The 12,108-nt window shown below is 72.3% G+C and carries 9 protein-coding genes and 1 pseudogene; 5 read left to right on the top strand and 5 right to left on the bottom strand.

The window, feature by feature from the left end:
* The first annotated feature begins 168 nt into the window (after positions 1-168).
* Positions 169-3,606: a M12 family metallo-peptidase gene (locus tag O7553_RS20405; RefSeq protein WP_281551292.1), complete on the top strand. Its 3,438-nt coding sequence runs from the start codon at positions 169-171 to the stop codon at positions 3,604-3,606.
* A gap of 62 nt (positions 3,607-3,668) precedes the next feature.
* Here the strand turns inward: O7553_RS20405 and O7553_RS20410 are convergent, their stop codons facing one another.
* Entirely contained in the window at positions 3,669-5,321 is a 1,653-nt protein-coding gene (locus tag O7553_RS20410) for a bifunctional NAD(P)/FAD-dependent oxidoreductase/class I SAM-dependent methyltransferase (RefSeq protein WP_281551293.1), read from the bottom strand.
* Positions 5,322-5,420: 99 nt separating this feature from the next.
* Positions 5,421-5,928, bottom strand: a pseudogene (locus O7553_RS20415) (nitroreductase family protein).
* Positions 5,929-5,998: 70 nt separating this feature from the next.
* Here O7553_RS20415 and O7553_RS20420 point away from each other — a divergent pair.
* From O7553_RS20420 to O7553_RS20430, 3 genes are all read left to right on the top strand, one after another.
* Positions 5,999-6,613 carry an N-acetyltransferase gene (locus O7553_RS20420; RefSeq protein WP_281551294.1) on the top strand — a complete coding sequence of 205 codons (615 nt, stop codon included), beginning with the start codon at positions 5,999-6,001 and terminating at the stop codon, positions 6,611-6,613.
* Between the two features lie 318 nt (positions 6,614-6,931).
* Positions 6,932-7,444 carry a DinB family protein gene (locus tag O7553_RS20425; RefSeq protein ID WP_281551295.1) on the top strand — a complete coding sequence of 171 codons (513 nt, stop codon included), beginning with the start codon at positions 6,932-6,934 and terminating at the stop codon, positions 7,442-7,444.
* A gap of 115 nt (positions 7,445-7,559) precedes the next feature.
* Entirely contained in the window at positions 7,560-8,213 is a 654-nt protein-coding gene (locus tag O7553_RS20430; protein WP_281551296.1) for an SAM-dependent methyltransferase, read from the top strand.
* 49 nt (positions 8,214-8,262) lie between these two features.
* Here the strand turns inward: O7553_RS20430 and O7553_RS20435 are convergent, their stop codons facing one another.
* Together O7553_RS20435 and O7553_RS20440 are read right to left on the bottom strand one after the other, a co-directional pair.
* On the bottom strand, positions 8,263-8,937 hold the full coding sequence (locus O7553_RS20435) for a TrkA family potassium uptake protein (RefSeq protein ID WP_281551297.1): 675 nt from the start codon (positions 8,935-8,937) through the stop codon (positions 8,263-8,265).
* Positions 8,930-10,363 (bottom strand): TrkH family potassium uptake protein, encoded by a 1,434-nt coding sequence (locus O7553_RS20440; RefSeq protein ID WP_281551298.1) that lies wholly within the window; start codon positions 10,361-10,363, stop codon positions 8,930-8,932. Before O7553_RS20440 ends, O7553_RS20435 begins: the two co-directional genes overlap by 8 nt.
* On the opposite strand from O7553_RS20440, the gene O7553_RS20445 reads away from it, so the two are divergent.
* Entirely contained in the window at positions 10,362-11,177 is an 816-nt protein-coding gene (locus O7553_RS20445; RefSeq protein ID WP_281551299.1) for a potassium channel family protein, read from the top strand. The two genes, O7553_RS20440 and O7553_RS20445, sit on opposite strands and share 2 nt — an antisense overlap.
* 34 nt (positions 11,178-11,211) lie before the next feature.
* On the opposite strand, the gene O7553_RS20450 is transcribed toward O7553_RS20445, so the two are convergent.
* Entirely contained in the window at positions 11,212-12,090 is an 879-nt protein-coding gene (locus O7553_RS20450) for an LLM class flavin-dependent oxidoreductase (RefSeq protein ID WP_281551300.1), read from the bottom strand.
* Positions 12,091-12,108: the final 18 nt, after the last annotated feature.

The raw sequence follows: 12,108 nt of genomic DNA on the forward strand, positions 1-12,108 counted from the left end.
GGTCTCGTAAGGCCGGCCATTATGCACTGTCTCAGCCGTACGGCTGATGGCTGTACCCGCGACTCGGGGCCTAGCGTCGACTTTCGACCCTTGAGATCCATCGCCCGGCGGCCTGGACACCCCTGGCCGTTCGGGTTGTGGATCGTCACGGACTCCCGAGGAGACATTTTGAGGAAGCCCTCGTCGAGGCGCCGCTCGCCGCCGAACGGCCGTCCGCAGCCACTGCCCGCGACCAGCCGGTCCGGCAACCGCCGTCTGATCGCCCTGCTCGTCGCCGTCGTCGCGGCGGCGCTGCTGCCGGCGGTCGGCCCGACCACGGCCGCCAGTGCCGCGCCGCAGGAAGGTACGCCGATTGCCGGCACCCCGTGGGCCGTGCTCGACGACGTACCGACGGCCAGCCGGTCCGGTCGCGCGCCGGACATCCAGGCGCACCGGTTCGCGGCGTACACCCTGGACCGGGAGGCGATCGCCGCCCAGCTGGACCGGGCGCCGGACGAGTCGGACCGGGCCGCCGCGACGGCGCCGCTGGTGCTGACCGTGCCCGACCCGGACGGCGTGGTGCAGCGGTTCGCGGTGGTCGACTCTCCGGTGATGCAGGACGGACTCGCCGCCCGGCACCCGGACATCCGGACGTACGCCGGCACCGGCGTCGACGACCCGACGGCGACGATCCGGGCCGACCTGACCCCGCTCGGCTTCCACGCCTCGGTCCGCTCGTCGACCGGGTCCTGGTACGTCGACCCGTACCACCGCGACCAGAGCGTCTACGCCAGCTACCACGCCGGTGACCTGCTGAACCGGCACGGCCCGCTGACCGAGCGGGGCGACGTCGACACCACCGCCGCGCAGATCGACCCGGAGGTCGAGCAGGCCCAGGCCGACCACCCCGCCGGGTCGCTGGTCAAGCTGCGCACCTACCGGCTGGCTTTCCTCACCGACCCGTCGTACGCCGACTATTTCGGTGCGGCGAACGTGACAGCTGCCAAGGTGACGCTGGTGAACCGGGTTACTCAGATCTACGAAGACGAGACCGCGATCCGGCTCGTGCTGATCAACGACACCGACAAGACCAACCTGAACACCGCCGAGCTGGCCACCGGCCCGGACGGGCCGTGCGGCTCCGCGCCGTGCTTCTCCGCGGCACAGCTGACCGGGTGTTCCGGCGCGACGCTCAACCGCAACCGGATCGTGCTGGGCCAACTGGTCGGGGCGAGCAGCTACGACGTCGGGCACATCGGCTTCGGTCTGCCCGGCGGCGGGGTCGCCGGGCTGGGGGTGGCCGGCGGCGACGGCAAGGCGCGCGGCTGCACCGGCCTGCCGAACCCGATCGGCGACTTCTACGCCGTCGACTACGTGGCGCACGAGATCGGCCACCAGTTCGCCGGCAACCACACCTTCAACGGCACCCAGTGGAACTGCTCCGGCGGCAACCGCAGCGCCACCAACTCGTACGAACCGGGCAGCGGTTCGTCGATCATGGCGTACGCGGGCATCTGCCAGCAGGACAACCTGCAGCCGCACACCGACCCGTACTGGTCGCAGCGCAGCTACCACGAAATCACCACGTTCGTGAACTCCGCCCGGCCGGCGATCAACGAGGTGCAGACGGTGTCGCTGCGCGGTTTCGACACCGACGGTGACGCGTTCACGATCGTGCACGACGGGCAGTCGTCGACGCCGATCGTCCGCGGGGTCAACTACACCACCGCCGGCATCAAGGCGGCGATCGAGGCGACCACCGGGTGGCCGGCCGGCGCGACGGTCAGCGTCGCGGCGTTCGGCGGCGTCGGTGCGCTCACCGACGCCGGTTTCCAGGTGACGTTCGACGGTGGCGTGATGGCCCGGACCAACGTACTGCCGCTCGGGTTGGCCGACCTCCACGGTGCCGCCGGTTTCGTCGGCGAGACCGCCAAGGGCGGTCCGGTCGACAACGGCGGCTGGCAGGTTACCGAGACCACCAACCACGCCCCGGTGGTGACCGTGCCGGACCAGTTCACCATCCCGGTGCGAACCCCGTTCGCGTTGACCGGCAGCGCCACCGACGCCGACGGTGACGCCCTCACCTATCTGTGGGAGCAGAACGACCGCGGTGGCATCGCCGGGGTCAGCACCGCCGGCACCGCGTTGACTGACAACGTCAAGACCAACGGCCCGCTGTTCCGGGTGTTCGGCACGGCGGCGCTGGTCGGCCCGGACGACACCGAGCAGTACTACTCCCCCGGTCTGAACGCGGTCGACGACGACCCGACCCGGGTCTTCCCGGACATGGCGCAGATCCTGGCCGGCAACACCAACGCGGTGACCGGTGCCTGCCCGGCCGCCCCGGCACCACCGGCCAGCGGCAGCGCGTCGAACCTGCCGCAGGCGCTGGTCGACTGCTACTCGGAGTTCCTGCCGACCGCCGACTGGGTGGGCTACGCCAACGACCGGACCATGCACTTCAAGCTGACCGCACGCGACGGCCGGGTCGGCGGCGGCGGGGTCGGCAACGCCGAGACCGCGGTCATGCTGGCCCCGGACGCCGGTCCGTTCCTGGTCACCTCGCAGCCGGTTCCGTCGTTCTACCTCGGCGGCTCCGTTCAGGAGGTCAGCTGGGACGTGGCCGGCACCGACGCAGCGCCGGTGAACGCCGCACAGGTGCGGATCTCACTTTCGACGGATGGGGCGAAGACCTTCCCGTACGTGCTGGCCGAGGCGGTGCCGAACGACGGCAGCGCCACGGTGACCTTGCCGAACATCGACACCACCACCGGTCGGATCAAGATCGAAGCGGTCGGCAACGTCTTCTTCGACCTCAACGACGCCGACATCCGCATCGACCAGGTCCGCGCGGCCGAGGTGGCGTACACCGGGGACACACTGGTGCACCCGGAGGGTGGCGCGGAGCAGGCGCAGGTGTTGCTGCGGGCGGCGGTGAGCGCCGAGGCCGGCGACGTCCGAGGTGCCCAGCTCGCCTTCACCAGCGGTGACACCACCCTGTGTGCCACCGAGGTGAAGTTGTGGGGCAGCGACCGCACCGGCGGGATGGCCAGCTGTACGGCGACCCTGCCGGTCGGCAACCACCCGGTGACCACCACGGTCGACGGCCGCTACACCGGGTCCGTCACCGCGACGGTGACCGTCTCCCCGCCGACCAGGCTGCGGTTCCTCGGCGACGGCTATCTGCGCAGCGAGTCGACCGCTGGCGCCTACCCGCTGGACCCGGATCACCGGATCGAGTTCGACCTCGATGGCCGGATCACCTACGGCGAGAGGCTGGTCGGCAAGGTGCTGGTCGGCTACCGCTCCGGCGACCAGCGGTACAAGTTCCAGGGCAACGTTCTGGAGTCGTACGGCTCGTACGCTCTCGGCGGTGGCCCCGCCACGGCGCAGCTGCGCTACCAGGTGACGCTGTTCGACCTGTCCACCCCGCAGCAGCCGGTGGCGGTGGCGACCGGACTGACCATGCGGGTGAGCGCGACCCTGGTCAGCGGGCCGGGCCAGCTGGACAAGATCGGGATCACCGTCTGGGACGGTGACACGCTGATGTTCTCGTCGAGCTGGACCGGCACCGCCACCGAGGAGATCAACCTGACCGCGTCCGGTGGTGACCTCGTCCTGTACTAAGGGGCTGGGAACTGCCGACCACTGCTGACAGACGCCCACCCGGCGAGCCGCGTGGGCGTCTGTCAGCGCCGGCGGACGGCGTGCAGCACCGCGTCGTGAACGGTTACCGGGTTGCCGTCCGGGTCGGTGCCCGGCCGGGGCACCGTCTCGGCCCGGATGCTGGCCCACTGCCGCGGGTCCAGCACCGCCGCCACCTGCTCGGCGGTGAACAGCAGGTCCCGCATCCGGGGCCGGCGCAGCCCCGGCACGTCCAGGTCGGACGGGTGGTGGCCGACGATCAGCAGGGTGCCGCCGGGGCGTACCGCCGCCGCGAGCCGGCGGTGCAGCATCGCCCGGTCCGGGTCCGGCAGGTGCATGAACTGGGCGGTGACCAGATCGAACCGGTCGGGCCCGGGGTCCCAGGTACGGATGTCGGCCGGCTGCCAGGTGAGCCGTTTCGCCACGTCGTCGTCGGACGCCGCCGCCTGCTCGGCGGCCCGGCGCAGCGCCACCGCCGACACGTCGACGGCGGTCACCTTCCAGCCCCGGCCGGCCAGCCAGATCGCGTCGGCGCCCTCGCCGGCGCCGACGTCGCAGGCGGTGCCGGCGGGCAGTTCGGTCGCGACGGCGACCAGTTGCGGGTTCGGGTTGCCGCTCCACACCCGGTCGACGGAGCCGTACCGTTCGTCCCAGAATGTCGGGCTGACGATCTCAGCCACGTCCGCCGGCCCGTGGTGCACCGGCAGATCGCTGTCGTCCGCTCCTGCCACAGCGGCCCGGTGCCGGCGGACCGCGTCGGCGGTGTCCTCCTCGGCCAGGTCGCCGTTGACCGCCGCCGCCGCCATCGCGCCGGCCGCAGCCGCCGCCATCACCTGGCCGAACGGGTTGGTCAGGTTGCCGGCCGCCCAGACTCCCGGCACCGGGGTACGCCCGGTCGGGTCCGCCTCGACCTGCTCGGCCATCCCGCTCGGATGCCTGGTCAGCGGCACCCCCAGCTTGGTCAGCAGCCGGTCGTCGACCCGCAGCCGGGAGGCGACCGTCACCGCCGCCCGGGGCACCATGGTCCCGTCTGCGAGCCGCACCCCGGTGAGCCGGTCGTCGGCCGCCTCCAGCCCGACGACCTCGCCCGGCACCACCCGGACGCCGCGGGCCGCCAGCTGTTCGGCCTGCTCGTCGGTGAGGTCGACGCCGGTGTGGGTGAACAGCACCAGGTCGGAGGTCCACTGCCGGAACAGCTGCACCTGGTGCAGCGCCATCTCGCCGGTGGCGAGCACCCCGACCGGCTGGTCCCGGACCTCCCACCCGTGGCAGTACGGGCAGTGCAGCACGTCGCGGCCCCAGCGGTCCCGCAGCCCGGGGATGTCGGGCAGTTCGTCGACCACGCCGGTGGCGAACAGCAGCCGCCGGGCGGCCACCGTACGGCCGTCGGCCAGGCTGATCTCGAATCCGCTGTCGACCCGCTCGACCGCCTCCGCCCGGCCGGGCAGCACCACGCCGCCGTACCGTTCGACCTCCTGCCGGCCAGCGGCGACCAGCCCGGCCGGGCTGATGCCGTCGCGGCTGAGGTAGCCGTGCACGCCGGCCGAGGGCGTGTTGCGGGGTTCGCCCGCGTCGATCACGATCACGGCCCGCCGGGCCCGGGCCAGGGTCAGCGCCGCGCTCAACCCGGCGGCACCGCCGCCGATCACCGCCACGGCGACCCGGTACGTGGGTCCCCCCACCTTGTCGTCAGCCATCCTGACCACCTCCGGCACCCACGATCCGCCGCCGCCAGGGTAGCGGCAAACTTCCTTGCCGTTTTGGCAAACGCCGGTGGTCGGCAGGCTCCGCGAAACTCACCACCGGTCGTGGTGCAGGGCGTCGGTCACCGGCCGGCGCCGCCGCCAGCCGTGCCGCTCCAGGTCGGGTTCGTCGGCGAGCCGGCTGACCGGCCCGACGCAGAGCCAGGCCACCGGTCGGATGCCGGCCGGGATGGCGAGCAGGTCCCGCAGGAACGGCTCCCGGTAGAAGGAGACCCAACCGACCCCGAGACCTTCCGCAGGTCACCACGATCGACAGGGTGGCCTCCCGTACCCCGTCGATCTTGATGTGCGCGAACCGGGCCGCCGCGACCGGGTCGAGGGTCTGCGCGAACGTCTGCCGTTCCTGCTGCACATGGGCGTGGAAGGCGTCACGCACCGCCGGATCGCGCACCAGCACGAAGTCCCACGGCTGGGTGAGCCCGACACTCGGCGCGGCGTGCGCGGCGGTTAGCACCCGGTGCAGCACCTCGTCCGGCACCGGCGCGCCGGTGAACTCGGCCCGCACGTCGCGGCGCCGATGAATGACGTCGTACAGGTCGATGAGCATCGCGCCCCATTGTCCCAAGCCGCGCCGGGAATCCGGTTGCCGGCCCGGGGCCCGGCCTGATCGGATGGCGGCCGTGCTGGTCAGGCGGGAACGAGCTGGCGACGTCGCGGCGGTCCGGGAGGTGGTGGCAGCAGCCTTCAGCCGGCCGCCGGCTGCGCACCGGCCGGAGCCAACGGACCGGCCGGGGACCGTGACCGAAACGCCGGCCGAGGTCGGGCTGCTGGACGAACTGCGTGCCGACCCCGCGTGGATCCCGGCGCTGTCGCTGGTCGCCGTCGCCGTCGACGCCGGCGCTGGACGCGGGCAGGACGGGCACCTGCCGGGCCTGGACGCCACCGGCGAGGTCGTCGGGCACGTGGTCTGCACCCGGGGACAACTCGACAGCCGGCCGGTGCTGGGCCTCGGCCCGCTGGCGGTACGCCCGAACCGGCAACGCGCCGGCGTCGGCTCGGCGCTGATGCACGCGGTGCTCGCCGCCGCCGAAGCCCGCGACGAGACACTCGTCGCGCTGCTCGGCGAACCGGCGTACTACCGCCGGTTCGGGCTGCGGCCGGCCAGCGAGTTCGGCATCGTCGCGCCCGATCCGCGGTGGGGGCCCTACTTCCAGGCCCGTCCGCTGGGCGGGGCCACGCCGGCACCGGGCCGGTTCCGCTACGCCGAACCGTTCGAGCGGCTCTGACCGCTCAGCTGTTCGGCAGGGATGCGACCGGGGCGAGCCGGTGGACCGGCACCGGGTTGCGCCGGGTGTTGCCGTGGTTGGCCGACGTCACCGCCCAGACGGGGGTGCACGGCCCATCGGACGCCGCCGCCTCGCGGCGGCCAGCCGGCTCAGATAGTCGGCCTGGAACCGGGTAAGAAGCGTGGTGCCGACCGGGAAGGAGCAGGCGGCGGGCCGTGGCACGTTGATAGCCTGCGGCCGCCGTGGCCGGCCGGGCAGGGTCGCCACGGCCCAGCCCAGGACCGGGGACATCGACGCCCCAGGGAGGAGACAGGCCCGGTGAATTCGAGCGCGCTGCTGGTGGAGACCTTCGACCGGCTGCCCGAGTTGGTCCACGCGGCTGTCGACGGGCTGAGCCCGGAGCAGCTGCGCTGGTCACCAGCGTCGGGCACGAACCCGATCGGCTGGCTGGTCTGGCACCTGACCCGGGTCCAGGACGACCATCTGGCCGAGGTGATCGGCGAGCCGCAGGTCTGGGCCGGCGACAGCTGGGCGCGGCGGTTCGGCCGGACCGCCGACCCGGCGGACACCGGGTACGGGCACAGCGCCGAGCAGGTGGCGGCGGTGGCGCCGGAGAGCGCTGCCGCGCTGGTCGACTACTACACGGCGGTCGCCGACCGGACCCGGCGGTTCCTGGTCGGCCTGACCGACGCTGACCTGGACCGGATCGTCGACCAACGGTGGGATCCGCCGGTGACCCTCGGCGCGCGGCTGGTCAGCGTGGCCAACGACAGCCTGCAGCACGTCGGTCAGGCCGGTTGGCTTCGAGGGCTGCTCAGCGCGACCAGCTGACCGCGACCGGCCACCCTTTTGACAGGGTGTGCCGCAATAGGCATGCTGTGTCTCCCGGACCGAGGCATGCCCTGTCTCCCGGCTCGCCGGAGCACCCGCGCAGAGGAGTCCCCTCATGTCCGTACCCGTGTCGGAGAGCGCAGCCACGCCGCAGTCCGCGCCGCTTCCGGCTGCCCGGCGCGGCGGCGACGCCGGGGCGTTCCTGCGCGAGTTCCTCCGGTCGCCCACCCGGATCGGTGCGGTCGCCCCCAGCTCACAGCGGTTGGCCGAGGCGATCACCGCGCCGGTCCCGGAACGCGGCGACCCGGTCGTCGTCGAGCTCGGGCCCGGCACCGGTGCCTTCACCGGGGTGATCCAGCAGCGGCTCGGCGGCCGGGGTCGGCACCTGGCGATCGAGCTCAACCCGACACTTGCCGACCTGCTGGCCGGACGGCACCCGCAGGTCGAGGTGATCGTCGGCGACGCCGCCGACTGCCGGACCCTGGTAGCCGGGCGGGGCCTGGCCACCGCCGACGTGGTGGTCAGCGGGCTGCCGTGGGTCTCCTTCCCGCGTGATCTGCAGCTGTCCGCCCTCGGCGCGGTATGCGACGTGCTGGGGCCGGACGGGGCATTCACCACATTCGCGTACGTACTGACCGCGCAGACCCCGCCGGCCCGTCGGTTCCGGCAACTGCTGCGGGACCGGTTCGAGGAGGTGGTGATGGGGCGTACGGTGCTCGGCAACCTGCCGCCAGCCTTCGTCTACCACGCCCGCCGGCCGCGCCGCTGACCGCTCTTGCCGGCTGCGGCCGCGCCGCTGACCGATTGCCCGCCGGGCGTCAGCCGGACTCGGCGAACCGCTCCACGTCGTCGATCCTGCCCAGCACCAGGACGATGTCGCCGTACATCAGGACGGTGTCCGGGGTGGCGTAGGTGAACCGGGCGTCCGGGCCCCGTGCCTCGCTCTTCACCGCCACCACCGTCACGCCGTACCGGGACCGGACCCGCGACTCGCGCAACGGCACGCTGACCGCGTCCTGCGGCGGAGTCGTCTTGACCATCGCGAAGTCCCGGTCGACCTCCACGTAGTCCAGCAGCCGCCCGGTCAGCAGATGGGCGACCCGCTCGCCCATGTCGTGCTCCGGCAGGATCACGTGATGGGCGCCGACCCGTTCCAGGATCCGGCCATGCTGCCGGCTGATCGCCTTCGCCCAGATGTCCGCCACGCCGAGCTCGGCGAGCAACGAGGTGGCCAGGATGCTGGCCTGGATGTCGGTGCCGATGCCGACCACCGCCCGGTGAAATTCGTTCACCCCGAGCTGGCGCAGCGCCTCGACGTCGGTGGCGTCGGCGGTGGCCAGATGCGGCAGCTGCCCGCTGTAGCTCTGGGTGGTCCGGGCATCGCCGTCGATACCGAGCACCTCGGTGCCCCGGTTGTTGAGTTCGACGGCGAGCGCCCCGCCAAATCGGCCGAGCCCGATCACCACCACCGGTTCGTTGCGTGCGTCAGCCAACGATGATCCTCTCCTCCGGAAGTTCGTAGCGCCGGCTCCGTTCCCGCAGCGCCAGTGCCGACGCCACGGTCAACGGCCCGATCCGGCCCATGAACATCAGCACGACCAGCAGGACGTCGGCCGCTGGTGGCAGGCCGGCGGTGATGCCGGTGGACAGCCCGACGGTGCCGAACGCCGAGACGACCTCGAACAGCACCTGGTCGAGCGGGTACCGGGTCATGGCGAGCAGGGTGAAGGTGGCCACCGCCACCGCGCCGAGGGACAGCAGCAGCACCGCGAGCGCCTGCCGCTGGTTGCCCTCCGGCACCCGACGGGAGCCGACGTTCACCCGGGTCTCGCCGCGCATCTCGGCCCACAGCACAAAGGCCAGCAGGCCGACCGTGGTCACCTTGACCCCGCCGGCGGTGCCGGCGCTGCCGCCACCGATGAACATCAGGATGTCGCTGAGCAGCAGACTCTCCGGCCGCATGGCCGCGATGTCGACGCTGTTGAACCCAGCGGTACGGGTCATCACCGAGGCAAAGAAGCCGGCCAGCACCTTGTGCGCGCCGTCGAGTGGGCCGAACGTCGCCGGGTTGCGCAGCTCGACCAGGGTGAACACGATGGTGCCGACGGCCAGCAGGCTGGCCGTCAGCACCACGGTGATCCGGGTCAGCACCGACCAGAGGCGGGGACGGTGCCAGCACCGGAGCAGTTCGAAGACCACCGGGAAGCCGAGTCCGCCGACGATCACCGCCAGGGCGACGGTGGTGGTGATCCAGGGATCGGCGGCAAAGCGCATCAGACTGTCGGTGTACAGGGCGAAGCCGGCGTTGTTGAACGCCGAGACCGCGTGGAACACCCCGTGGTACGCGGCCCGACCCCACGGGTAGTCGTAGCCGACCGCGAACCGTACGGTCAGCACCAGCGCGACCACGAGTTCACTGGCCAGGCTGAACAGCACGATGTTGCGCACCACCCGGCGGACGTCGCGCAGGCTCAGCGTCTTGGTCTCCGCCTGGGCGAGAAACCGGGCCCGCAGGCCGAGGCGGCGGGACAGCAGTACGGTGAACAGCGTCGCCAGGGTCATGATGCCCAGTCCGCCGATCTGGATCAGGCCCATGATCACCAGTTGGCCGAACGCCGACCAGTGACCCCCCGTGTCGACCACCACCAGCCCGGTCACGCAGACCGCGGAGGTCGCGGTGAACAGGGCGTCGATCAGCGGCGGCGAGGTGCCGGACCGGCTCGCCGCCGGCAGCATCAGCAGCGCCGTACCGAGCGCGATGGCGGCAGCGAACCCGCCGGCGATCACCTGGGCCGGGTGCTGGAACCGGTCGGCACCGCGCCGCCACATCGGGACCCGCCACCGACGACGCCGGCCAGCCGAGGTCGCGGTGGGGCCGGTGGCGGGCCGGTTGCCGCCATCAGGCAGCCTGTCGGGCATGTCTCTCCAGGATCCGGGGCCCGACCCCCACCGCGAGGACCGAACCGCCAGGTGGGAGCGCCAGACAGCGGCCGGGTTGACCGTGCTCGCCGTGGCGTTCCTCGTCGTCTATGCCGCGCCCATTCTCTACCCGCAGATGCCGGCGCGCTGGCACGCCGTGTGTGTCGCTGCCAACATCGTGATCTGGGCGCTTTTCTGGGTCGACTACCTCGTCCGGCTGTGGCTGGCCGGCGACCGGTGGCGGTTCGTCCGCGCCAACCTGTTCGACCTGATCGTGCTGCTGCTGCCCATCCTCCGGCCGTTGCGGATGCTCCGGCTGGTCACCGCGGTGCTCCTGCTGACCCGACGCACCGAGGTCTGGGCCCGTGGCCGGCTGGCGCTCTACGTCGGCTCCACCACGGTACTGCTGGTGATCGTCTCCGCGCTGGCGGTGCTGGACGCCGAACGCAGCCATCCCGACGGTGCGATCAACACCTATCCGGACGCGCTGTGGTGGTCGGTGGTCACCATCACGACCGTCGGCTACGGCGACTACTACCCGATCACCAGCACCGGCCGGTTCGTGGCGCTGGCACTGATGATCGGCGGTATCGGCCTGATCGGTTTCGTCACCGGCTCGCTGGCCAGCTGGATCGTGGAGCGCATCTCCGCAGCGGGCGAGGCCGACACCGCCGAGTCGCCGGCGACCCGCGCCGACGTCGTCGCGCTCACCGAGGAACTCGCCGCGTTGCGGGCCGAGGTGGCCGGATTGCGGGCCGACCGCCAGCCCAGTGCCGAGCTGCCCGGACCACGGCCGGCCGACCGGTCCGGTTGACGCCTCGTCGGCGGGCGGCGCTCGGCGGGCAGAGTCAGGCCCGCAACTGCGGCAGTACGTCGGTCGCCACCTCAGCCAGCACCCGCTCGTCGCCGGCGTACCAGCTGCTCCGGCGCGGCCAGTGGGTGATCACGTCGGTAAACCCGAGCCCAGCGGCCCGGTCGACTGCGGCGGCGAAGAAGTCGGCGCTGGTCAACGAAAAGACCGGTGCCGAATCCAGCGACAGGTACCGGCGCAGGCTGCCGGAGTCCCGCCCCGCCCGGTCCAACGCCGTGTCGCACCGCTGCGCCAACTGGCCCACCGAGGCCCACCAGGCGGCCTGGTCGTCGAAGACGGTGCCGGTGGTCACCCAGCCGGTACCGAACCGGGCGGCCAGGTCCAACGACCGGGGCCCGTTGGCGGCCAGGACGAACGGCACCCGGGGGCGCTGCCGGCAACCAGGGGCGCTGCGGGCGTCGACCGCCCGGAAGTACCGGCCCTGCCAGGTGACCCGGTCGGTCCGCAGCAGCAGGTCGAGCAGCTCGACGAACTCGGCGTACCGGTCGGCGCGGGCGCGCGGGGTCAGCGGCGGCATGCCGAGGACGGTGGCGTCGAAGCCGAGCCCGCCGGCACCCACCCCGAGTAGCACCCGGCCGTCGGAGATGTCGTCCAAGGCAGTGATCTCCCGGGCGAAGTGCACCGGGTGCCGGAAGTTCGGCGAGGCAACCAGGGTGCCCAGCGGGATCCGGGAGGTGATGGACGCGGCGGCGGCCAGCGTCGGTACCGCGTCGAACCACGGCCCGTCGACCAGATCCCGCCATCCCAGATGGTCGTAGGTCCAGGCGTGGTCGAAGCCCCACTCCTCGGCCTGGCGCCAGCGGCGCGACGTCACCGACCACGGCTCGTCCGGCAGAATCACAATCCCAACCCGCACGGTCGATACCCTACGCCC

Origin of the sequence: Solwaraspora sp. WMMA2059, assembly GCF_027497315.1 — a bacterium.
Lineage (GTDB): Bacteria > Actinomycetota > Actinomycetes > Mycobacteriales > Micromonosporaceae > Micromonospora_E.